Here is a 24,591-nt window from a genome sequence, read left to right as displayed (position 1 = left end):
CCGTTTAAGAAAAAATAACATGAAGCAAACATCCGAAATCAATATCGCAGTTCAAGATGCTTTCAAATTGCTCCAACAAAAACAGTATCAGCAAGCGTTAACGAAGCTTCAGCCGTTTACTGATTCGCCTCACCCCGACCTACATTATCTTTTGGGAATTTGCTATAAGTCACTAGCCGAATGGCAAAGTGCAATAACCTCATTAAGTGATGCCGCTAAGCTCGCGCCACTTAAAACCGAGATCTTAACTCATTTAGCCAAATGTTATTGGCTATCGGGTGATTTGCACCAAGCAGAGTCTCATTACCTTACGCTGTATAATACTGAGCCAAAGAATCTAGATTTACTTAAAAACTTGTCGCTTCTTTATCTCGAACAAAACCGCCTCGACATGGCCTATCAGTGGGCTTTGAAAGGACAATCACTCGATACTTCTGGGCAACTCACCAAAATTCTCGGAGACATTGAAAAAACAAAGGGAAACCTCAAACAAGCGATCAGCTATTATCAATCAGTACCGCAACACTCTCAGGTTGCTTTTCGAGCAATACACAATTTAGGCCTTTGCTATAAGTTACAAGCTAAATTTGAACAAGCAATTCAATGCTTTAGGTTTGTTCACCAAAGCGCACCTGAACACTACGAGCCGCTTTATAATCTTGGGGACTGCTTTTTTGCAAATGGTCAGTTTGAACCAGCACAAAAAGCCTACACTCAGGCACTGAAGCGAGCGCCACACAACCCAACCGTCCATAAAGCACTGAACGAACTTTATTGGCAGAGCGGGCAACATCAGCTTTTTGCTAGCAGTTTAATAACAGCACTAGAGTCAGCCAATAATCAACAGCAACTTACAGAGTGTCTAGCCGAACTTTACTGGAACACCAGTCAGTACACATTATGCGAGCAATGCATACAGAAGTCGGGTTATGCAGACAAATCAGCCACGCTTCTAGCATTAAGAGGGCGTTTGGCAGCCACGAACAATGAGCTAAACACTGCCTATAAACATTTAGATGATGCCAATAAGCTAACCGTTAATTATGACAGGATCTGTGAGCAAGCAAAATTTGCAATCCAACTTGGGGAGTTTAGTACCGCACAATCCCTACTCGAGTACGTGTTGCAAGCACAGCCTAACTCACAACTTGCATTAGCTTGGCTAAGCGTAGTGTATCAAGCCACGGACAAAGAAAAGCATCGTGCTTTATGCAACCCAAACTTTGTCCTTACTACAACCTTAGACACTCCGAACGGCTATCAAAATAGTGAAGACTTTCTTAAAGAATTAGAGTCTTGTTTACTAACGCTTCATCAAGGTAAGCAAGCACCAAGTGAGCAAACTTTAGTAAATGGTTCACAAATTTCTGGTGGCTTGCTTAATAGAGATATCGAAGTCATCACCAAAGCTCGAGCTCAATTACTGCAAGATATTGAAAAATGTCTCAATAACTTAAAGTTAGTGCCTGAGCACCCATTTTTGGCTCATTTAAATAAGGATAAATTAATTACTGGTTCGTGGTCTGTCAAATTAACAGAGCAAGGCTTCCACGTGAGTCATATCCACCCCGCTGGCTGGATAAGTGTGGTTTTATATATCAACACGCCAAACGACGATAGCAACAATGGGGTAATTGAATTTGGTAGACCTCCTCTGGCACCTCCTTACGATTTTCCACCATTTAAAACTGTAAAACCGAAACGAGGACAAATCGTGATCTTCCCCTCTTATTTTTGGCATGGAACACAGCCATTTAGCGCATCAGACAATAGCTACCGAATGACGTTGCCACTCGATATTGGCGTAATCAATAATTAACAAGAGATATTATTTTGATGGCAAACGAAGAGATACAACCTCTCAACATTGACACACTTTTACAGCCAATCCTAGAATGCGAATCGCAAAATAGTTGGCCATTATTACTACCAAAGTTACTCGATGCCTACCCACAGAGTGCAGAGCTAAGCTATCGTGTAGCTGTCATTTTAGAACAAATTGGGGCGTTAGCCGAAAGTGAAAAAGCCTACTTTCACTGCCTTGATCTTGCGCCCAAAAACTATCTAGTTTACTTGTACCTTGGATATTTACTAGAGACTAAGGGCGAGGAGAATACGGCACTAGCATGTTATGCCCTGTGTGAAACACTGACAGGCAGCTTTAAACGGCTTCAGCTTGCCAATAGCACAGCTCCTCAAACGCTTAAACGTTTTCAAAAAGCTTGGCAATGTATGGAAAGAAACCTTGGTACTGCATCAAGCATTGAGTCTGGACGCTGGGTTCAATACAGTAGTAAGCCCTTTGAAACACCTCAAGCACCACATCTTTTTTACGTACCTAATCTAACTGCAAAACCAATCTGGCTGGCACAGCAATTTTCATGGTATGAAAGCTTTAGCACCATGATCCCCGACATCATTAAAGAGTTTCACGCTACTTTTAATACCGCATCTTCGCACCTTACCCCCTATTTATCGGGTAAAGAGTATGAAAGCGTATTCCCAAAGCTTGCAAACAGCAACAACTGGCAAGCACTATCCATTTTTAAAGAGGGGATCGAAGACGTTTCGGTGTCAAAGCACTTTCCTATTCTAAAAAAGGCTTTAGAGAAAGTGCCTTACTACGGCTTGACGGCATCCCCATACGAAGTGTTTTACTCTAAGCTAGCAAAAGGCCAAACTATTACTCCACATTACGGCCTTTCCAATCACAGTCTAACAGTACATTTGGCTATAGATATTCCCCACAACTGTTACTTGGAGGTCGATGGTAACCGCATTTTATGGCAAGAACATCAACTCACCATATTCGACGACTCTTATTTGCATTTAGCGCACAACGGTAGTGACCGAGATCGGATTGTACTTATTTTCTCCATTTGGCACCCTGATCTATCATTAACTCAGCGCCGAGCAATCCAGTTAGAGTTTTTAAATAGGCAAAACCTCATTGACAATTTAAATGCAACTCTGAGTGAATACAGAAGCGATCACTAGTATCCCAATTTTCGTCACGGCAACCCTTCAACTTGCCACAAAAGGGGTTGTTACTATACAAATAGTCCGTAACGTTAAGACTGACCTTATAATTAAGGTCTCCCTGGATAATTTCGGGGGGCGACCCCCGTTTTTTTCAAGCTAGCCATATGATAAATCACAGTGCTAGAATCCCATCACAGCCTTCAAAAAAACGTAAATTCATGCAAAAACCGACCATCACTATCCATTACTGCGTACTTTGCCAATGGATGTTGCGAGCAACTTGGCTTGCACAAGAGTTACTTTCAACTTTCTCTGACGATTTACAACAAGTCGCGTTAGTGCCAGCAAGTAAAGGCATATTCAAAATTTACTATAACAATACGCTAATTTGGTGCCGAAAGGCGGATGAAGGTTTTCCTGAAGCCAAAGTGCTCAAAAGAAGGGTGAGAGATTTGTTAGATCCTGAGCGTGATTTAGGTCATGTGGATAAATAACTAGCTAACAATGATGGCTATAACTTAATCCCGGGATTACAGTCGGGCCTAGAATCGCCGCTGTTTCACCGCTCAATGAGGTGAGCATCTGGTGCTGCTTCACGGACGAATTCCAGCACATGGTCCAGACCTGAGTCGCTCAGATTTAGCCCCGTGCGTACGGGGAACACGGGATTGGTAGAAATCCTCGATGGTGGCAACCCGGTTTAGCCCCGTGCGTACGGGGAACACGTTTATACCTAATATTTACACGTAAACTGTGACGGTTTAGCCCCGTGCGTACGGGGAACACGGCTTCTTCGGCTTCTAGGCGGGTGTGATAACCGGTTTAGCCCCGTGCGTACGGGGAACACTTTGTATAGCTATTTTTTACCTACATCTAACTCGGTTTAGCCCCGTGCGTACGGGGAACACACGCCAGCTGAAAGTAGAAAATATGGTGGTTGCGGTTTAGCCCCGTGCGTACGGGGAACACTAAACAGCTACGTTATTTGCTGGCTTTGTCACCGGTTTAGCCCCGTGCGTACGGGGAACACATCGCATAAACTTTATCCTTCAAAACAGCTAACGGTTTAGCCCCGTGCGTACGGGGAACACATGGCGGGACTCGCTCTCCACTCTCATAGAGGCGGTTTAGCCCCGTGCGTACGGGGAACACGTTGAGTCTCCAGATTTACGCGACGACTCGCTGCGGTTTAGCCCCGTGCGTACGGGGAACACATGCTGTTTGTGCTTCGTGATAGCGTGAAGTCCGGTTTAGCCCCGTGCGTACGGGGAACACTTCCCCCGTCACCAGTGACATAGCGTGATATTCGGTTTAGCCCCGTGCGTACGGGGAACACTCGTTACCGGTTTTCTCAACTGGAAACAATCCCGGTTTAGCCCCGTGCGTACGGGGAACACTAAAAACCAACCGAATTGCCGTGTTTACCATGCGGTTTAGCCCCGTGCGTACGGGGAACACGTTAGGCGAAATGGTGAGTGGTGCATACTGCCCGGTTTAGCCCCGTGCGTACGGGGAACACATCAGTATTGGGAACATAAATGTTTTTGATATCGGTTTAGCCCCGTGCGTACGGGGAACACTATCTTGTGAGTGGTATAAGTGAGATAATGGGCGGTTTAGCCCCGTGCGTACGGGGAACACCGACTTGCAGCAATACAGCTAGAGCAAACACGCGGTTTAGCCCCGTGCGTACGGGGAACACGTTTGATCACAGTTGGATAGTTTGGCCATTCAACGGTTTAGCCCCGTGCGTACGGGGAACACTGTTTTTAACTTGGAAAACGAGTAAATTAGAACGGTTTAGCCCCGTGCGTACGGGGAACACATCGTCTGGTGTGCGTGTGTCGTTAGTTAGTTGCGGTTTAGCCCCGTGCGTACGGGGAACACAAAAAAAATTTGTCATCAACTGAGGTAACATCCGGTTTAGCCCCGTGCGTACGGGGAAGACGGTGTTATGAAATCGAACACATATTACCTCAGCCGGTTTAGCCCCGTGCGTACGGGGAACACTGCAACGGGCGAAATCGTGTCAAAAGCGGTGTCGGTTTAGCCCCGTGCGTACGGGGAACACTTTTCCAGCGATTTTTACGATTTTTTGCTGCACGGTTTAGCCCCGTGCGTACGGGGAACACATAAATCGAGCCGCCCACGGCGGATACCCGCGCGGTTTAGCCCCGTGCGTACGGGGAACACGCCCAAATTAAAAAACGCTGAGTCCAATACTCACGGTTTAGCCCCGTGCGTACGGGGAACACTGGCCATCTCGAAACAGCGCGTCAACTGTACCCGGTTTAGCCCCGTGCGTACGGGGAACACTATGCCTCTGGCTATCGTAGAGGGTTAAACCGCGGTTTAGCCCCGTGCGTACGGGGAACACCGCCCCATCTGGCGTGGCAATAACAGAGCAGTCGGTTTAGCCCCGTGCGTACGGGGAACACTTGATACTCGTTAATAGTTTTAACCTCAGGGCCGGTTTAGCCCCGTGCGTACGGGGAACACGAGAACATAAAAAAGTTTAGAAAATTGAAAAACGGTTTAGCCCCGTGCGTACGGGGAACACCAGGCAGAAGTTGCGGTGTATTACTTTGATGACGGTTTAGCCCCGTGCGTACGGGGAACACATACAGCCTCATTACAAGCTGAAATTGACCACCGGTTTAGCCCCGTGCGTACGGGGAACACCATGCCGATTGGTAACGTCTGGGACACACTGGCGGTTTAGCCCCGTGCGTACGGGGAACACTCTAAAATTATATACTTGTTTTTAATAAAGAAAAATCACCTAGTAAAAGTTACCGAAAATTTTAGGTACAAAAGCACCTCTCACTATGAGGTATAAATCTTAATCACCAACTTGTTAAAGAGCATTAAATCGAATTAAAAAAACGAGGGGAGTTCGCTAACCAGCTCCCGGATTATCATTTGCTCTGGGCGTATACTTCACCAATCTCAGGCCCTGAAAATCGACAGGCATTCTGGCGTTTTCGCCGTAAGTGATAAAATCAAAACCCGACTCGGTATTAGTTGCCCAAGCCATAACCGCATTGCCGTCTTCCGCCAGCTCACTGACCTGAAACCAGATCATTTCACGAATGCGCTTGCTCACATCACCTACATACACACCGGCGCGGATCTCCAGCAGCCACACCGCCAGACGACCTCTTAACCTCGGTGGCACCGCCTCAGTAACAACCATGCACATACTCATAGTGACCCTCCGCTGCGATGGCCCTCGTCGCCTATGGATTCAGGCTCAGGAATAGCAGGCGGTTGTGCGTCAGCATAGGGCTCGGGCGGTGTTACCTCTCCGGCGGCTAATACTTCTTCAATCAGCGGGATAAGGCGTGGTAATACCTTGTCTTTACGGAACGCTTCGCGACAGGCGATGCGTACTTCACGATCGGGGGATTGTGGCCGCCGTTTGGCAATTTTAAACGCCACAGGCACCACGGTATCGAATTTTATAATGTCAGCAATATCATACACAAACGACAATGGCTTGCCTGTATGCAAAAAGCCAATGGCAGGCGCATAGCCAGCGGCCAGCACTGCTGCTTCGGTGACGCCATACAAGCAAGACGTAGCGGCGCTGATACATTGATTGATCACATCGCCCTTTGCCCAATCCTTAGGGTCGTAGCGTCGTCCCTGCCAGCTCACCTGATACTGTTTGGCAAGCAGCTCATAGGTTTTGCGCACGCGCGTGCCTTCAATGCCCCGAAGCTGGTCAACCGAGCGTCGCTCCGGTGCCGGTTCGCCAAAGCGTAGCTCAAACATTTTGCGCACGACTTTAAGTCGCAGGTTTTCATCCAACGCCAGCTTGGCCTGATAGAGCAACTTATCGGAGCGTGCACCACCGGGCTGCCCAGCGGAGTAAAGCCTGACTCCCGCTTCTCCCACCCAAATAAGCAACGTGCCCGTGGTCGCTGCCAACTTCACCGCAGCATGGCTCACCCGAGTGCCCGGTTCCAGCATAATACACACCACAGAGCCCACCGGAATAAGCATCCGCTCGCCGTTTACTTCATCAATCACAACAAATGCGCCGTCGCGCACATCAATACGCCCCATACCAATAAAAATCATTGAGTTACGATCTTTAATTGGAATAGGTTTTAAAGGAAGAAATGCCATTCCCTGCACTCCTAAATTAAGTAAAAAATTAGGAAAAAGGCGAGTCACCCCGCCTTACTGATTAGATTACAAAGGTTTAATCAACATCAGCCCGCAGCCAAAAGCTTTGGAGCGGCCAATGCCGTTGAATAATGCCTCAGTAAACTTTTCGGGGTCTGTCACCTCAAGCTGACCGACTATATCGACAGTAGAAAAGCGGATCTGGTTTTTCCCTTTTGCAACCTGGTGTTGCTGATAAGCAAAAATATCGCAATCAGCTAACTCAGCTCTGGCACTCAGGCTCAACAACCGCTCACTCCACCACTGGCGCAACACTAAATCAGTTTTAAACCTTAACCACATTTCAAGTAGATCGCTGCGTGCTATTTGCTCAGAAAGTTGCAATTCCGCTTTCCAATTAGCGACAACACCATCATCAGCAAAATCCAACAATTGGCTTTTAAGCCGAGATTTTTTGCTCACTTGAGGATCTACCCCCAACTTTGTAAGCTCGCTTAGCAATAAACTTTGCTGTGTGTTCATCACCACATCGTGGCGACGGTTGTTTTTACACACCGTCGGATTAAGTGTAATTTGATAGCTGAGCTTTTGTCCCTGATATAATACAGGGTTGAATCGCTTGGTTTGGATAGCAAATATCTCATTATAGTTTTTCGGCTCCTGTGCCGAGAGCACCATAAACTGATCGAGCGCGTCATTGACGGTACAATATAAAAAACCGCGTTTTTGCTCACCGGCAAACAGCTTCCAGAGTAACTGGTGGCTGGCGTAGCAACCATTCACAGCGAGTTTTTGACGCTCCTCTCTGGCCATGGCATTACCCAACAACTTTATCTGACTTAAAAACACTAGCTCCTCCTTACCTTTGATATTCAACCACCAGCTGATGCTCGGTGCGCAAGTCAAACAGCCATTCTTTCCTGTCTATCGGATTATCCCGTACACTCTGAGTATGAACTCGCTCTGTCTGCTCAGCGATGAGATCTGCCCTGTCACCCTGCCAGTAGTAACTCACGGTTTTATCCGGTTTAAGCCAAATTGAATCGGCCTGCTCAGTACCTAGTATCGTCGGGAACTCATGATCTAATGCCGCTTTTAGCGATACGTTTTCAACTAAGGTCGGGCACAGCGGTGCTGCTAATGGGCAAGATTTACGTCCCAAGTACAACATATATTTAGGCCGTAACAATGCAGCGCGGATCACCTCTAACGAGTACGTTGAAGAGCTCGATTCTAGCGCAACAACCCACAGCCCGCTTTCCCGGTAATCACGGTTTGACAGTACGGTGTTTACCTTTTTCGACTTAACCAGTTCGTCACGCCGAGTGTATAGCCGCACTTTTTTATCTTCACTCGGTACTTGCGCTGTATGAAAGTCTCTGAGCAAGCTACCCGCATTGTACTGTTTAACATGGCAGCTTAACGCTTCGTTTAACGTATTTAAGTCGGCTTTATCTTCACGCTTAATGCCAAGCGCAGCAGCAACCAAACCAAGCAATGCGCCTCGTGTCGGGCGAATATTGGTGGGTCGGTCGCCGCCCACAGCCGCGTCTCCCCAACTGGCTAAAGGCCCGTATAGTCTGATCACCAAATAATTACTGGTTTTCATAGAGACCCCATTAATCAGCAGCAAAAGCCTGCAAAGACTTAAAGTTGCCTTCACCTGTTAATACATTGATAGATTGACGACTATCTGCACAAGGCTCATAAACAGAATCAAAGTTCTCGATTTGGCTTTCTAAACGCTGAACAGCGATTTGCGTCACGTTCTCACTCTCGTCAAGGGCCTTTACAGGGCTTACAAAAGCACTTGCAAGTGAACGAGGCTGCTGTTCCCCTTTTTCTACCAGAATGTAAGAGGCATAAGCATGAGATGCAAAACTATTTTGTTTGCCTTTTGGTGAGATTTTCGCGATGCATTCAAGCAAAGAAGCAATGGTTTTGTTGGCAAGCACTAAATCACCAGAAAGGTTATCTACCAACTGCTCTTTATCAATACAGATATAGTTGTACAGCACCGCAGAAGCAAAACCGCTGTCACCAATATGCGCAGCACCTTGATCTCCCTTTCCTGCATTGAGATCGTCTACCGCGGTAAAGTAGTCACTTTCTACCGTGACATTTTCAACACTGATTGCATGTGCAACCTGACACGCAGCTTCAACGTTAAACTCCGGACTCGACGCCAGCATGCGTCCAAACAAAGCAATATCTGCGGCTTGGTTTTCTGCTTTAAGTAGTTGCAACTCGTCTTTTTGCGGTCCGCGATTTTCTGTTGCTAGTTGATCTGCTAATGCAAATACCGCTGTTTTTTCGCTGGGGCTAATGTGTGCCAGCTGCTCAATCTCCAGCGAATCTTTTTTACCTTTGCCAAAAACTCCCGCGATCTCAATTGCCCAAGCTTTGGCGTCTTTCTCTTTTACTTCTTTTTCTATCAAGTAGTTGAATACTTCAACGCCAAGTTTTTTGGTTCTAGTACCAATGTGATCAGCTAAGCTCGTTTGAAATACGTCACTCACCCGCCAATTGCGCTTTGAACTTTGCGAACTGACTCTCAGCCTTTCAAAGCCACCAAACTTGGCTGTTTTCGGTCTACCGGTTTCTTCCCTGTTCAGATTTGCAGGTGCGTATGATGTAAGAGTGTGGATCTGAATAAATTTGCTCATCGTATTTTCCTTATTTATGCCTTGTTCGCTACATCTTTGTAATAGTCCATCGCCCAGCGTACGGCGATCCGCTTGTCAGCCCGTCTGGGCGCCTGATAATTGTGTTCTTCAAACCAGCAGGCGATGTCGTCTGCTAGGCTTAAAATGTTTGTTTTATTGTTCAACTGGGCCAGAAGACGGCTCAATTGTGTAACAAATTCCTGCTCGTTTTTTGCAGCCTGAAGGTTCTGAAATCGCAACTCACTGACTACAGGCTTATCTGCGCCCTCTTCCACATGCCCTAAGTCTCTGGCAAAGGTGCCACGCTCATGATGGCTCCGCACCATACTGAGGCTTTTGGCTATCACGGCAAAGCAGGGCATCACCCAGCCCTTTTTATGATTGTGTATCTCGACGGGTAGCGCCTGCCATAGTGCCGAAAAGCCCTGAGTGAGATAAACGTCGTCCAACCTGGAAGCACGCTTAAGCTGGGCACGAAATACTGTTGGCGCTGGCCTGATACTTAACTCAGCCTGAGTTGCCTCATCATCCGACATAGAAACCCACCAGCGAAACACGGTATGAAATGCATCCCAGCTAATTATATTGAACAGCTGACTTTTTGGTTTGTAATTAAGCGTCATTGGCTTGTGCCTCCTTGTCTTGTGTCTTTAGGTTGTAACGCCGTTTAAAGTCTTTACTTATTTTCTTCCCATGTAACCAGGCGGTCAGCTTCTGTCTTGCTGCCACTTTTCTGGCAATGGCTTTGTTATCCATGGAAGTGCTCAATACCACCTCGTCAAAAATATCTAACGCTGTATTGAGGGCACGATAGAACCAGCGCTTTGCGTCTTCACTTCGTAGCTCTCCCTCAACACAAATAGCCTGAGCTGCAATAAAAAAGTCGCGCTCGCTGCGCTGCCAGTAACTCAGCGTATGCTGGGCCAGATCTGCCTTTACATCTTTTGGCCTATCGAACAGCGCTTCTTTAATTAAGGTACGCATCATGCTGCTAAATTCCATGGCAATCTGAATTGTCTGATTGAGGTCGTGGATCACGCTTGCACGCTTAGCCTCGTCTAGAAAAAACACCGGAAACTGGCTGTCATACCAACCTCTGGCTTTCATATTGTCCATATCAAAGCCAAATGCCCAGAGTCTGGGTTGCTGGTCAACATAGTCCATTTTGATATCGTAAAACTCGTCTATCACTTTGGCTGGATGGTTGCCTTCTCTCTCATTGGCGAAACACAAGGCGTGCCATTGCTTATACTGAATGCCACCGGGCTGCCCTTTACTGGATAGGTTATCTTCATGTGGCTTTTTAGGATTACTGCGATAATGCGTGAGCGGATGCCACCAACTCCCTGCATAGTTGTTGCCATAATTCGTGGTGGCAAAAGACTTCACCAGTACATCACATTCATGGCCTGTCAGTGAACAAGTGCCTAGTGATTCCTCTGGCTGTAACCGTATGCGTCTCGGCATTGCCCAAAAATGTGTAAGAAAGTGTGCATCTTTAAAAAGCACTTCTGTGCCTTTCTCTTTACTGACTTTGGTATCTGTAAGCCAAGGGAAGATTTGCCCACTGTGCAGTTGCGCATCATTTGCCTTTGGCGCAATACAAACATTCAACCACAGTTTATGCCACAAGCTCGTCGACTCTTCATTGGGTAGTATCAAGGTCGTCAATGGTCCACCACCGCGTAAACCCGTTCTGTAGCCAACGCCCCCCGCTGGCGCATTAATCTGCAAGGTGAATAATGCAAGCGCCGCCATTTCTGGGCTCATCGCTTCAACCTGACCACGTTTTATAAAATGATCTACATTATTTTTAAGCGTGTTGTCACCCGGCGTTTCAATCAACAAGGTGTTGACGTTCTGCGTGCCCGCACTTTGTAACGGATCTAAATCCTGCATAAACAGCGGGCCATCACCAAACAAATTAAATGCATGTGCCGCTTTACTGAACGTCTCTGACAGCGCCTGCTCTGAAGGAGGTGATTCATACCAGTTGTACCAGTCTTCTCCTTCCTCGGGAGAACAACAGGTTTGCAATAAGCTAATGGTAAACTGATACGCTGCTCCGTAAAAATCGGCGCGTGGCAAAGCAAAGTCAACCACATCGGGGTTTGCTATCGCCGATAAAGGCAACTGCGTGATAGAGTTATCTCTTAGCCGATAATATAGCCAAGGGTCCTGTACTAAATTATTCATACCATTTTCCCTAATTGAAATGGGGTCAAGCCCCTTAAATAGGCTATTCACCAACCTCTGTTAGCCCTTTAAATGCATCATATAAAAATCGTTCATCACTTCCTTGCAACCAGCATTGCTTATATTTGAGTGAAGGATAACGCTCCAGCAACCTCTCCAGTTGCTCACTGTATTCATTCGGAATTGGGCTCAGCTTTTCGGCTATGCGCTTTTGATCGACGCGTATTTCACTATGCTGTAGCAGGTGTTTTTCGGTGCAGCCTTCAGCATAGAAGGCCATATTCCCAGATTGATCAAGCTTTAGCACCACAACCTGAATACTGACTCTGTCACTGTATCGGGTGCTTATCTCTAGCTCTTCCCCCATCCACACGTTACCCGCCTGTCGGCAGTAGCCTTCTTTCCAATCCAGTTTCTGAAGCGTTGCCTGATTTTCCATCGCTTGAGTTTGCGCCTGATACTCGCTGTGATAACAATCCAGATCTACTGGTCTGGTGTTTAGCGCAGCCTGGCTGTAAACGCTTTCGATCAAATGGCGTGCATCCTCCGGTAAATACAACCCGCCTTTCTCTCTTAGCACTTTTTGCGTAAGCCATATAATGGCTGGGCTCCGGTAAACGGCGGCCGTACCAGGGTGGCTTTTGTGTAACCAGTCTTTTTCTGGCTCGCCTTGCCACTCAGGGCAAAATACTTTCAATACAGCTGGCGGACGTTTATCTTCTGACAGTGCGGGTTGGTAATTGCCGTGTTCATCTCGGATATGGCGTTTAAGTCGCCCAGCACGCTGTATTAAATCGTCAATGGGGCAAATATCACTGAGCATAAAATCACAGTCCGCATCAATTGATTCTTGAAACACCTGAGTTGAAATCAATATTTGTCCCAGTCTTTGCTGTGTTGTGCTTTGCTTACCCAGTCTACCAAGCACCTCTTTTTCCTTTTGTTTTCTGTCGTATAAGGTAAAGCGACTATGGAACAAAGTGATATGTGTTTGCGGGTAACGCTCTGAGAGTAAAGTATATGCTTGCTGCGCATCCGCGACCGTATTACGCACCCAAACCACAGCCTCGCCGCGTGATGCTCTTGCCACTATCTCTTCAATACAGGCCTGCTCACAGTGGAAAAACTCAACCTGCACGGATTTGTGATTTCTGGGTAAGCTTTCCACTGGTTGCTCATTTAATTTCCCTTGTTCATTTACCCAGGTTGCGAGCGGAAAGCTTGTTTTTTGAGTGCACTCGGGAGATTCAAGACCCAGCTCTTCTTGCCAGATCTGGCAAAGCCTGTTGCGTCTTTCTAGCGGCAAGGTCGCAGTAAGCAGGATCACACTGCCGCCAAACCGTAAATGAATACGTAAAAGATCTTCTAGCAAAGTGAACATATATTGATCTGCGGCATGTACCTCATCAAGCACTAGAATTTTACGAAACAAACCATGAAAACGTAGCGTGCTGTGTTTGGAGGCTAAAACCGATAGCAAAGGCTGGTCAACCGTGCCAACGCCAGCATGAGCAAGCAGCGCCTTCTTTTTAGAGTCTGCGTACCAGATATGGCATGCCTGACTTGCTGTTTCATCAGCTTTACCATATTCAAGATCGGGGAGTTGCTCTGTAACTAGTGACTCCTGATAAGCGTCCTCCATCATACTCGCGCCGTGTGCTAATACCAGACTGGCTTTTTTTCCATCAACGGACATCATTTGTCCGTAATGCTGTGCGATACGATGGTACATGGCACTGGAGGTAGCCATAGTCGGTAAACCAAAGTAAAAGCCATCCGCAGCCTTCGCCTGCATTAAACGATGCAATAAGATTAGCGCCGCCTCGGTTTTGCCTGCACCCGTTACATCTTCCAGAATAAACAATTGTGGTGAAGGGCCGACAGGCACTTGCTCAGCAAACGACTGCAATGGCGTAGGTGTACTAAAGCCAAAATGCTTAGCGGTTGACTCATAAGGGAAGACCTCTACCTGACTGGTCAACTGCCTATTTGTAAGCGCTTTATGTGCCTGTTTTACAGCTTCGAGCCAGTAAGCTTGTATATCCATCGGCTCGGAGTGATATGTGAAATACTGAGTATCTGAGCCCAACCAGTCAGCAAGAGTGCACAAACCAGCAAGGTGCCAACTAGCATACCTTAGGTGCTCGCGCCACACTCTATCCGAAAACTTTTCCGTTGGCAGATCATCAGCAAATAACTCAAGGCAATACGCTATGAACTCTCTACAAGCCTGGTAATTTTCATCGACACAATAGTCTTCTATTCTGCTACCAAATTTGTGCGCTACAACTGGCTCACCGTGATGACCAAAAACACAATTCAGCATGACTCGCACCGAATCTATCTTTTTAAATGCCTGCGTTACTTCGTCCGGTGCACCTTCAATTTGCTTGGCGCAGCTTTTCCAAAAATGATGGCCTAACCCATCATGTCGGGCATCTGTTGCAGAATAAGGTTCTCTCGACTTTTTCTGGCTTAAATTACTGTCACTAAATTCTGCTAGGTTTTGAAATGCTGAAGAAAATTTACCCAAGTCGTGAATGGCAACAAAGAATCCGACCAAAGACTTAAACTGTGGAATAGTTAACCCCAGAAACTCGGCCGAATCTTGTGTAAATTGCTTATTCAAATCCAGATAAGTCAGTGCAACCGCCGCCACATCTAGGCTATGAAATACAAGTAGGTGATAACGGTGAAAAGTTTCGCCCTGTCTGGCGATTTGCCACCCTTTTTTGCTCGCAAGTGCTTTGAGGTGATCGACAGAATTAACGCCTGGATGGCGCTCAACAATATCTTGTAATGACTCGCCATTAATCTCACTCATGCAGTAATCTACCTCGAGTGGCTTTTTAGCTTTGCCCCAATATTTGAACATTAAACTGTTTAGATCTGTCATATTGCTCTGGTCCTTGCTTTCAATACACTCAGCTTACGACGCGAATAAAATACCGACAATCCTGCGATTGCAACCAGTAAAAAAATTACCCGGTCTGGTGCGCTTGTTTAGCTGTTCCATAACAACCTTCTGGCCCTCAGCTCTCTATAGCAGGCTGGTTCCATCACAATTTGCTGTGCTTCCGGGTGTGGGTGCTGAACATCTAACCTCAAAATGCTGATCAGGTAGTTGATCAATGCAGCGTTGGTTTTAATTTGCTTTTGGTGGTTGTGCATATCAAAGTCGTGAGCGATAACTTGCTGGGCGTACTCGCTGAGTCTTGGGTCGGGGATTATGGTTAAGGTGACTTCCTGCTGCCAAGCTTCGTCGTCTTTTTTGTACTTTTGTGCTTTGCTGATAAATTCTGGGGAGGCAGAGACGATACGCGATAATGAAAAGTCTCTAAAGCCTTTGGCTTTTTCACAGTAGGCTCTCAGATGATAGCGCAGTCCAGAGTTAATCAGCGTGTGAGGGCGGATCACGCGCTCGGTTTCACCGCCTTCTTTTATAGACTGATAGCGAATATCCAGCACGCTTTGTCGCCGACAGGCATTCAATATGGGCCGCAAAATGGTGGGATTAAGCTTTCTGTGTGGTAATGCCAGCGAAGTAATCGTTGAGGAACTCAGATTGTGTATGTACTGTTCCCCAGTGAGACTAGTATACTCAGTAAAATCCTGAGAGATATAATTAGGTGTAAAGGGGCTTGCCAGCACATAAGCTTTTTCAGACTCATTATAGCTTGCGGCAATCTGATAACGCTCAATAAAGTCGGTGACATAACGCCGTGCGCTGGGCCTTGAAAGCTTAAATTTGCTCTGGAAAGTACCGGTCTGGATTTCTCCCTGCCAAAACAATACCGCTTCAATATATCTAAAATACAGCTCTTCCTTAGCCTGCATAAAACACTCTAGTAAAATTTTCGTAAAATAAATGTATCAGAACAAACAAAGTAAGTCTTTGACCTGAGATAAACTGACAGTGAAATCACGCTAGCATTTTTTTGATGGTAGATTAATAATCAACTATGGCGGCAGTGTTTCCAATGGGTAACGGTTATATGCAGTTTATATATGATGTGAGTTCGAGTCTCACCCTGTCACCACTTCCAGCCAAGCTGTCCACCGCCTCTTTCCTACTAAAATGTTCTACTGGTTAGCCCCGTGCGTACAGGGGCGAAGTAGGACCGAAACACCGTTTCACAGCCTGCTAAGGTGAGCGCATGGATGCGTGAGGGATGCTGCTTCACGGACGAATACAGCACATGATTCAGACCTGAATAACTCAGGTTTAGCCCCGAGTGTACGGGGAACACTGCAGGTCAGCATCCAATTCTACGGAAACCCGCGGTTTAGCCCCGTGCGTACGGGGAACACATTTGCTTGTCTTTACCTTCTGCGCCATCGGCCGGTTTAGCCCCGTGCGTACGGGGAACACATAAAGCCAATCAATGATGAACTCTACAACTTCGGTTTAGCCCCGTGCATACGGGGAACACATGTCGTGCGAGCCGTTGAGTTCAAATTGAAACGGTTTAGCCCCGTGCATACGGGGAACACCATTTTCAGCGATTGCATCGCGTGCCAATGAACGGTTTAGCCCCGTGCATACGGGGAACACTGATGCGTAATCAGCAAAGTAATGCACGATAACGGTTTAGCCCCGTGCATACGGGGAACACACAACCATTTCGGCAATCATTCTCTCAAAACTGCGGTTTAGCCCCGTGCATACGGGGAACACATTTCAATATTCCCAGCAAGAGGTATTACTGTCGGTTTAGCCCCGTGCATACGGGGAACACTCTTGCCAATTTGAGCATAAAGAAACCTAGTTGCGGTTTAGCCCCGTGCATACGGGGAACACTCAGCGCTTGCAGTGGAGCTATCAAGTATTCTCGGTTTAGCCCCGTGCATACGGGGAACACATGAAACAACGTTACCTGGTACATTCAAATCACGGTTTAGCCCCGTGCATACGGGGAACACGTTTTGGCTTATCCAGCGTTCAAGAGTTCGCTCGGTTTAGCCCCGTGCATACGGGGAACACTTTTTCTGCTGCTCAAACCTGAGCATGGCATCCGGTTTAGCCCCGTGCATACGGGGAACACTCGTACAATTCATTATAAAGTACTACATCACCCGGTTTAGCCCCGTGCATACGGGGAACACATCAATTTCGTAACCTAGCTGATAATAGTTGCCGGTTTAGCCCCGTGCATACGGGGAACACGTCAAGCTCGGTCTTATCTTTCCAGCCAAAGTTCGGTTTAGCCCCGTGCATACGGGGAACACTACTGGTGTTATTGGTGGTTTGGCGTGATGTACGGTTTAGCCCCGTGCATACGGGGAACACAGCGCTATGACAGAGACCACACGTTGTTCTACCGGTTTAGCCCCGTGCATACGGGGAACACTATTAAGCAACCCTGCTTCGCTGGTCGAAAGCCGGTTTAGCCCCGTGCATACGGGGAACACTTCAGTACCAGATATTTTATACTCACAAGGTACGGTTTAGCCCCGTGCATACGGGGAACACATTTTGTACCAAGTGGCGACGATATCAGATAGCGGTTTAGCCCCGTGCATACGGGGAACACGCGTGCTGCATCGATGCGAGCCTGTTGCCTAGCGGTTTAGCCCCGTGCATACGGGGAACACTTGCTCCTCATTTGCGATGCTAAATTAGCTCGCGGTTTAGCCCCGTGCATACGGGGAACACTCAAGATTTGATACAACACTCCAAAGCTCATACGGTTTAGCCCCGTGCATACGGGGAACACATAAACTCGAATTTTACCGTTCGATAGCTCGACGGTTTAGCCCCGTGCATACGGGGAACACTTCTGCCAATTCTCATACTGAAGGTAATGCTCCGGTTTAGCCCCGTGCATACGGGGAACACGTAGGGAGTTGGTAACGGCCAATAAGCGTAAACGGTTTAGCCCCGTGCATACGGGGAACACGCGAAAGAATACCGTTATGTCAGCCCTGTTTTTCGGTTTAGCCCCGTGCATACGGGGAACACCATTTGCTTCTGGCGGTCATTTTGTGCCAGGACGGTTTAGCCCCGTGCATACGGGGAACACCCACGTTGTTCAATGATGTGGTTATGTAGTTCCGGTTTAGCCCCGTGCATACGGGGAACACAATAGTTAACGCCTGCATAAAAAATGAGATTTCGGTTTAGCCCCGTGCATACGGGGAACACTTACATAGGAGGGATATATACCCCAATATTGGCGGTTTAGCCCCGTGCATACGGGGAACACCAGCCAGTTGTTGCACATGGCCAGAGTCAAAACGGTTTAGCCCCGTGCATACGGGGAACACCCCGTCGTTGCCATCTCGACACTGAGTGTCCTCGGTTTAGCCCCGTGCATACGGGGAACACAAAATAGCAAACGCAAACATTAAAAACGAACCCGGTTTAGCCCCGTGCATACGGGGAACACTCTGGCTGCGCTTCGAATGCGAAGTACGGAAACGGTTTAGCCCCGTGCATACGGGGAACACAACATATATTTGCCCACCACAGGAATTCCCAGCGGTTTAGCCCCGTGCATACGGGGAACACCGTTTCATCCATTAGCCATTTGTTGCCAGGGACGGTTTAGCCCCGTGCATACGGGGAACACGCCATCCTCCACGGTTAATCCACGCGCTTTTACGGTTTAGCCCCGTGCATACGGGGAACACATCGCGCATTGGTCGCCCACCATATTCAGCAACGGTTTAGCCCCGTGCATACGGGGAACACCTCACCATCGACACCATCAGCGCCCGACTCCCCGGTTTAGCCCCGTGCATACGGGGAACACTGAAGCCAGCCATAAAAAGCATCTGTGCATCAGCGGTTTAGCCCCGTGCATACGGGGAACACGCGCTTTACCCTGAACTCATAGAGCAACGCTTCGGTTTAGCCCCGTGCATACGGGGAACACTCTAAAGATATATCACTGTTTCTATTAACAAAAATCACCATTGCAATTTTCACCAAAAATATTGGGTACAAATTCTACGTATGTTTACTCGGCTCAATTGTTAAAGATCGGGGGTTTCTCTTGAAATAATGTATAGCCAACAGACTAATAAACTTCACTATACTTGCTCAGCAAAATCGATGAGTTCCTGTCCTGTTAGGCGATAAATAATCCACTCGTTTTGTGCTTTAGCACCGATGCTTTCATAAAAGTCGATTGATGGTTTGTTCCAGTCAAGTACCACCCACTCAAAGCGACCGCAATCCTTTTGTAGTGCAAGTCTTGCGAGATATTTCATGATCCCTTTACCTGCACCAACACCGCGCTTATCTTGTGATACATATAAGTCTTCAAGATAAAGACCGTGCTTGCCAAGCCAAGTAGAATAATTAAAGAAATACACTGCAAACCCGATTGCTTCGCCATCTAGTTCACAAATAACGCTGTGTGCTCTGGCTTCTTTACCAAACAGTTTCTGTTCTATTTCTTCCACGGTATTGAGCACGGCATCTGGCTCTTTCTCATAAATTGCAAGTTCGTTGATAAAGTGCAGTATCGTCGCGGCATCAGCTACTTCTGCTGGGCGAATTGAAAGGCTCATAATGGCTCCTGTATGTAGGTTTTAGTCAGCTTAACAAATTGTAAAGGGGGATGACAGCACCTTTCAGGCAGCAGCAAAGTGAACAAATTCTCCAGCTCGTTCGTATAACAAGCCAACTGATTTTTATTATAGGACGAGGTTAGTATGCAAAGGGTCATCTTTGCCTTTTTGATGTTGCTATTCAGCACTCTGGGTTTCGCAAGCACCAGTACTCTTGTCAATCAATTTATAGAAAACCCTCAACAAGTCGGCAAAACAAGTCGAATGACCTATTTGTTTTGGGATGTTTATGATGCCAGCCTTTATGCCCCCCAAGGAGTCTACTCTCAAGATCAGCCTTTTGTGTTGGCATTAAGATATTTACGCGAGCTAGACGGCAAAGAAATAGCAAAACGATCACTGAAAGAGATAGAGAAACAAGGGTTTACTAACTCAAGTCAAGGTGAGCAATGGCTGGCAGAAATGGAAAAAATTTTTCCCAATGTCTCTAAAGGCACAATGCTATTTGGCGTAAGAACACCCGGGGGAACTACGCAGTTTTACCAAGATAAAAAGCTTATTGGCGAAGTGAAAGATTCGGAATTTACGACCCGCTTTTTCAATATTTGGCTCGGTGAAAAAACCTCCGAACCTGCCATGCGAACTGAACTTTTGGGCCTGAAATGAGAATAATTAATGCTCCTTTTCCCTCAATTTCAACATCAATACTTTGTTCAACAGGACATAATAGAAGCAATAGCACTCAAAGAGGCCTCAAGCATAAGGAGAAAACAATGCGCATCACTCTTGCAGTACTCACCTTACTTTTATTGTCGGCTTGCAGCTCCGGGATTGACGGTAAAAAGTACGCTACACTTAAACCGCAATTTGACCCCTACGAGTTTTTTGTTGGTGATGTAAAAGCGTGGGGAATAGTCCAAGACAGAGATGGCAACTTAGTTCAACAGTTTACTGTCGATATCAAGGGCTCTATTAACACCAAGTCTGAACTTATTTTAGATGAGTCCTTCAACTATTTGCTCGGCGACGGGGTTCAAACGCGAGTTTGGACTATTACAAAAGCTGCAGGCAATAAATATACCGGCCGCGCCGACGATATCCTCAACTCAGCATCAGGCGAAACCTTCGGCAATGCAATGAATTGGCAGTATAGAATGGACCTACCCGTTGATGATACCAGTTATGAAGTACACTTTGATGATTGGATGTGGTCTTTTGACCAAACCACCCTTATGAACCGCTCTTATATCGAAAAGTTTGGTATTGTGATGGCCGAAGTAACAATATTTATGCAAAGGCAATAATAATTACGCCAAATCAACTTCAATTTAACCTTCTTACTCGTGTATTTGTCTACAATTTGTAGACAAATACACCGACTCCACTAAAATCCACACTATTCTCGTAGCACGACTAGTGCCCAACACTGAGAAGTGCTCAATAAAAAATGCCGCACCAAAAAGTTTTATTGCTGAGTAAAGCGCAAGAAACTGCGGCAAGATCGTAGCTAATAAGAACCAATAGGAACCCCCACCATGATAAAGAAGATACTAGCTGGAGCCGTAGCGCTTGCGCTTGTCGGATGTGTTAATACCGAAAATGAACAATCCAATAATGCGGCATTGACACAATCTGTGAAATATCCAATCACTAAAACAGGCACCGTTGTAGACAACTACTTTGGCACGCAAGTAGCGGATCCATATCGCTGGTTAGAAGACGATAAAAGTGCAGAAACCGCAGCGTGGGTAAAAGCACAAAACGAGGCAACACAGGCATATTTATCGCAAATTCCATATCGTAAAGACATCGAAAAGCGCCTCACCGAACTACTTGATTACGAGCGTGTTTCTCAACCTTTTAAACACGGCAACTATACCTATTTCTACAAAAATGATGGGCTGCAAAACCAAAGTGTTTTGTACCGCCAAAAAGAAGGTGGTGAGGCTGAGGTATTTTTAGATCCAAACACCATGAGCGACGATGGCACAACATCGCTTGCAGGATTAAGTTTTAGTAAAGACGCTTCATTGGTGGCTTATCAAATTTCCGAAGGTGGAAGTGACTGGCGTAAAGTGATTGTGCTAAACGCCGAAACAAAAGAGCAGGTTGGTGAAACGCTGGTAGACGTTAAGTTTAGTGGTATTTCGTGGTTTGGTAATGAAGGCTTTTACTACTCAAGCTATGACAAACCTAAAGGCAGTGAACTTTCTGCAAAAACTGACCAACATAAGGTGTATTACCACAAGATTGGAACACCTCAAGTTCAAGACAAGGTCATTTTTGGTGCCACTGATGCGCAAAAACACCGCTATGTTTATGGTGGTGTAACAGACGATAAAAAATATTTGGTGATCTCTGCTGCGGTATCTACCTCAGGTAACAAGCTATTTATTCGTGACTTAAGCAAACCAGATAGTGACTGGGTAACAATTTTAGATCATACCAACTCTGATACCAGCGTGATCCACAGTGAAGGCGACACATTGTTCCTAAGCACGAACTTAGATGCGCCGAACCGTCGTATCGTTAAAGTTAATGCGAAACAGCCACAACCAAAAAACTGGCAAGATGTGATCCCAGAAACCAACAATGTACTATCGGTTTCAACGGGCTCTGGATACTTATTTGCGACTTACATCAAAGATGCAATTTCATTGGTAAAACAATATGACTTCACAGGTAAGCTGATCCGCGATATTGCGCTTCCAGGTGTAGGCACGGCGAGTGGATTTAGTGGCGAAGAAGACGATGAAGTGCTCTATTACTCATTTACTAATTACAAAACCCCGAGATCTATCTTTACTTTTAATGCAAAATCTGGCGTCAGCGAATTATATAGCTCAGATAAAGTAGATTTTGATTCAGATGCTTACGTGTCTAAACAGGTTTTTTACACCTCGAAAGATGGCACCCGCGTACCGATGATCATCACCCATAAAAAAGGGCTGAAACTGGATGGTAACAACCCAACTCTGTTGTACGGTTATGGTGGGTTTAATGTCAGTCTTAAGCCTTACTTTAGCCCTACACGTGCAGCTTGGTTGGAGCTAGGTGGTGTTTATGCTGTAGCAAACTTACGTGGCGGTGGCGAATATGGCAAAAAATGGCACAAAGCAGGTACTCAAATGCAGAAACAAAACGTCTTTGATGACTTTATTGCTGCAGGCGAATACTTAGTATCTGAAAATTATACTTCAAGTGAAAAGCTTGCAATTAACGGTGGTTCGAACGGTGGTTTGTTAGTAGGTGCAACGATGTTGCAACGTCCAGATTTATTCAAAGTGGCTGTACCTGCGGTTGGGGTACTTGATATGCTGCGTTACCACACGTTTACAGCTGGAGCTGGCTGGGCTTACGATTATGGTACAGCGGAAGACAACAAAGAGATGTTTGAATACCTGAAAGGTTATTCACCTGTACATAACGTAAAGGCTGGCGTAGATTATCCAGCAACCATGATCACAACAGGTGACCATGACGACCGCGTAGTACCTGCACACTCTTACAAGTTTGCAGCTGAGCTACAAAGCAAACACACAGGTCCGAATCCAACGCTTATTCGTATCGAAACCAATGCCGGACACGGCGCAGGCACACCAATAAGCAAGACGATTGAACAGTATGCCGATATTTATGGCTTTACGCTTTACAATATGGGAATTAAGTCTCTTTAAGCATAAGCCAAGCTTGAAAAGCCATCTGTACAAGCAGGTGGCTTTATTCAAATAAGAACTTATCTATGATCAGTTGCCAACAGTATGATTATATCGAGCTGGCGTGCCTAAAACGCCTAGTGGTTACTATTGAGATGAAAGGTGGTGAAGTTGTGCGTGGCAGCTGCAACAACACGACTATAGTCGAGGCTCAGGAGTGTTTAGTTTTAGAACAAGAAAGCCAACCAGTCACCGTGGTGCTGACAGAAATTGCCAGTATCTCGGCCGATACTGACAACCCCTATTTTACTACACTAAGATTTTAGTGATAACGCCATAAAAACACTTAACGGGTTGTCGCGGTACATACCAAAGCGTTCACATCGCTCAAATCCCAAGCTCTCATAAAGACTTATCGCACTGGCTTGCTTAGAGCCGGTTTCCAGCCGAATAAGTGGGATCTGCGCTTCACCTGCATAGTGAAGCAAAATTTGCATAATACGTTTAGAAAGCCCTTTACCTCGATAGCTAGGTTTTACGTATAAGCGTTTAATTTCACCGTATAAGGTTTTATCAAACTGCTTTACAATCGCACCGCACGCTACAATGCCCTCTTCATTTTGTAAGCCAACGGCATACACGTTAGGTTGGTTAATTTCTTCTATTGATAAAGACTGTGCACTTGCGATTGGATATAAGCTGTTCATAAGCTTATCGATTTCAGAAAACACCGCGACTACTTGTGGGTCATCTGACTTTAACTGAATTAATTGCATACCTGCCTCTGAGAAGTAAGGCCAATTTGTCCTGCGCCCATAAACGTGAGCAATATTATTACTATTCTGACCGACGTCAAACTATACCGAGTTAGAAATAATAAGCAAATTATCGAGGTGAGATGATGGGCTGAATGCCTGCGGAAATTTGATAATATCGCTATAAAAATAAAGTAACAATCTGTTTTAAATAAATAAAATATAAGAACTCTGAACTGTTACAAAGTGTAAGGTGATGGTATGAATTAGATACTTTTAGGTAAATAAGAATTTTTCATTCTTATTCTGTCTGGCGAGCATCATGCTTTATCGCGCCGCTCTTAAGCATTGTTACTTTGGTTTCTACAGACTGTTTGCTCTTGCTTGGAAAGCTCAGTAAAGTCAGTAATAACAACACGCTTGTTAGCGCTACAATCAGCGGAATAGAGGTATGCGAACTTGTGTGTGACGCTCTATGGGGCATAAACAAACCTACGAAAATTAATTTGTCTTCCCTAAAAACCAATCCCTTTTAACCAAAAACAAAAATAGCACTTAGTTAAATATGATTACTTTTTATCACACCTAAACTTTTAGTGCTATATCACTTCAAAAAAACATCAAAAAGTATTAATTTAATCGTTTACTAATGACGTTGCTGTTCATTCACTTTCCACCTATCCA

At 46.0% G+C, this 24,591-nt stretch carries 18 protein-coding genes and 2 CRISPR repeat arrays; of the genes, 7 read left to right on the top strand and 11 right to left on the bottom strand.

Annotated elements, in window-relative coordinates; translation table 11 throughout:
• Window positions 1-19 precede the first annotated feature (19 nt).
• The 3 genes from QSH61_RS21780 (at window position 20) to QSH61_RS21770 (ending at window position 3,476) form a co-directional block, all read left to right on the top strand.
• A complete protein-coding gene (locus QSH61_RS21780) occupies window positions 20-1,819 on the top strand; it encodes a tetratricopeptide repeat protein (RefSeq protein WP_206471722.1) in 1,800 nt (599 codons plus the stop codon).
• Between the two features lie 17 nt (window positions 1,820-1,836).
• Window positions 1,837-2,997: an aspartyl/asparaginyl beta-hydroxylase domain-containing protein gene (locus tag QSH61_RS21775; RefSeq protein WP_206471721.1), complete on the top strand. Its 1,161-nt coding sequence runs from the start codon at window positions 1,837-1,839 to the stop codon at window positions 2,995-2,997.
• Between the two features lie 203 nt (window positions 2,998-3,200).
• Entirely contained in the window at window positions 3,201-3,476 is a 276-nt protein-coding gene (locus QSH61_RS21770; RefSeq protein WP_206471720.1) for an Rdx family protein, read from the top strand.
• A gap of 141 nt (window positions 3,477-3,617) precedes the next feature.
• Window positions 3,618-5,725: a CRISPR direct-repeat array (repeat unit 29 nt; unit sequence CGGTTTAGCCCCGTGCGTACGGGGAACAC).
• Between the two features lie 156 nt (window positions 5,726-5,881).
• Here QSH61_RS21770 and cas2e read toward each other — a convergent pair.
• The 10 genes from cas2e to QSH61_RS21720 all read right to left on the bottom strand — a co-directional run bounded on the left by cas2e (window position 5,882) and on the right by QSH61_RS21720 (window position 19,496).
• On the bottom strand, window positions 5,882-6,190 hold the full coding sequence (cas2e, locus tag QSH61_RS21765) for a type I-E CRISPR-associated endoribonuclease Cas2e (protein WP_010603952.1): 309 nt from the start codon (window positions 6,188-6,190) through the stop codon (window positions 5,882-5,884).
• Window positions 6,187-7,116, bottom strand: a complete 930-nt coding sequence (gene cas1e / locus QSH61_RS21760) for a type I-E CRISPR-associated endonuclease Cas1e (RefSeq protein WP_102058229.1) — start codon at window positions 7,114-7,116, stop codon at window positions 6,187-6,189. Before cas1e ends, cas2e begins: the two co-directional genes overlap by 4 nt.
• Window positions 7,117-7,182: 66 nt before the next feature.
• A complete protein-coding gene (cas6e, locus tag QSH61_RS21755) occupies window positions 7,183-7,965 on the bottom strand; it encodes a type I-E CRISPR-associated protein Cas6/Cse3/CasE (RefSeq protein ID WP_206471719.1) in 783 nt (260 codons plus the stop codon).
• A gap of 10 nt (window positions 7,966-7,975) precedes the next feature.
• On the bottom strand, window positions 7,976-8,725 hold the full coding sequence (gene cas5e / locus QSH61_RS21750; protein ID WP_206471718.1) for a type I-E CRISPR-associated protein Cas5/CasD: 750 nt from the start codon (window positions 8,723-8,725) through the stop codon (window positions 7,976-7,978).
• A gap of 10 nt (window positions 8,726-8,735) precedes the next feature.
• Window positions 8,736-9,782: a type I-E CRISPR-associated protein Cas7/Cse4/CasC gene (cas7e, locus tag QSH61_RS21745; RefSeq protein ID WP_206471717.1), complete on the bottom strand. Its 1,047-nt coding sequence runs from the start codon at window positions 9,780-9,782 to the stop codon at window positions 8,736-8,738.
• A gap of 14 nt (window positions 9,783-9,796) precedes the next feature.
• A complete protein-coding gene (gene casB, locus QSH61_RS21740) occupies window positions 9,797-10,405 on the bottom strand; it encodes a type I-E CRISPR-associated protein Cse2/CasB (RefSeq protein ID WP_206471716.1) in 609 nt (202 codons plus the stop codon).
• The gene (gene casA / locus QSH61_RS21735) at window positions 10,395-11,978 is read right to left on the bottom strand and encodes a type I-E CRISPR-associated protein Cse1/CasA (protein WP_206471715.1); all 1,584 of its coding nucleotides are present in this window, start codon (window positions 11,976-11,978) and stop codon (window positions 10,395-10,397) included. The genes casB and casA overlap by 11 nt, the downstream gene beginning before the upstream one ends.
• Window positions 11,979-12,021: 43 nt before the next feature.
• Complete coding sequence (gene cas3, locus QSH61_RS21730; protein ID WP_206471714.1) at window positions 12,022-14,874, bottom strand: CRISPR-associated helicase Cas3'; 2,853 nt, start codon at window positions 14,872-14,874, stop codon at window positions 12,022-12,024.
• A gap of 107 nt (window positions 14,875-14,981) precedes the next feature.
• A complete protein-coding gene (locus QSH61_RS21725) occupies window positions 14,982-15,815 on the bottom strand; it encodes a WYL domain-containing transcriptional regulator (RefSeq protein ID WP_206471713.1) in 834 nt (277 codons plus the stop codon).
• Window positions 15,816-16,199: 384 nt separating this feature from the next.
• Window positions 16,200-18,856: a CRISPR direct-repeat array (repeat unit 29 nt; unit sequence CGGTTTAGCCCCGTGCATACGGGGAACAC).
• A 157-nt stretch (window positions 18,857-19,013) separates the two neighbouring features.
• Window positions 19,014-19,496 (bottom strand): GNAT family N-acetyltransferase, encoded by a 483-nt coding sequence (locus tag QSH61_RS21720; RefSeq protein WP_010603960.1) that lies wholly within the window; start codon window positions 19,494-19,496, stop codon window positions 19,014-19,016.
• 144 nt (window positions 19,497-19,640) lie between these two features.
• On the opposite strand from QSH61_RS21720, the gene QSH61_RS21715 reads away from it, so the two are divergent.
• From QSH61_RS21715 to QSH61_RS21700, 4 genes are all read left to right on the top strand, one after another.
• A complete protein-coding gene (locus QSH61_RS21715) occupies window positions 19,641-20,162 on the top strand; it encodes a chalcone isomerase family protein (protein WP_206471708.1) in 522 nt (173 codons plus the stop codon).
• Between the two features lie 107 nt (window positions 20,163-20,269).
• Complete coding sequence (locus QSH61_RS21710; protein WP_010603962.1) at window positions 20,270-20,800, top strand: DUF3833 domain-containing protein; 531 nt, start codon at window positions 20,270-20,272, stop codon at window positions 20,798-20,800.
• 231 nt (window positions 20,801-21,031) lie between these two features.
• Window positions 21,032-23,173, top strand: a complete 2,142-nt coding sequence (locus QSH61_RS21705) for a prolyl oligopeptidase family serine peptidase (RefSeq protein WP_206471707.1) — start codon at window positions 21,032-21,034, stop codon at window positions 23,171-23,173.
• Between the two features lie 65 nt (window positions 23,174-23,238).
• On the top strand, window positions 23,239-23,478 hold the full coding sequence (locus QSH61_RS21700) for a Rho-binding antiterminator (protein WP_206471706.1): 240 nt from the start codon (window positions 23,239-23,241) through the stop codon (window positions 23,476-23,478).
• On the opposite strand, the gene QSH61_RS21695 is transcribed toward QSH61_RS21700, so the two are convergent.
• On the bottom strand, window positions 23,467-23,928 hold the full coding sequence (locus QSH61_RS21695; protein WP_010603965.1) for a GNAT family N-acetyltransferase: 462 nt from the start codon (window positions 23,926-23,928) through the stop codon (window positions 23,467-23,469). The genes QSH61_RS21700 and QSH61_RS21695 overlap by 12 nt on opposite strands.
• Window positions 23,929-24,591 lie beyond the last annotated feature (663 nt).

The organism is Pseudoalteromonas sp. JC3, from assembly GCF_030291895.1.
Classification (GTDB): Bacteria; Pseudomonadota; Gammaproteobacteria; order Enterobacterales; family Alteromonadaceae; genus Pseudoalteromonas.
Note: the sequence above shows the minus strand (reverse complement) of the source record. Positions and strands in the feature narration are given on the sequence as shown.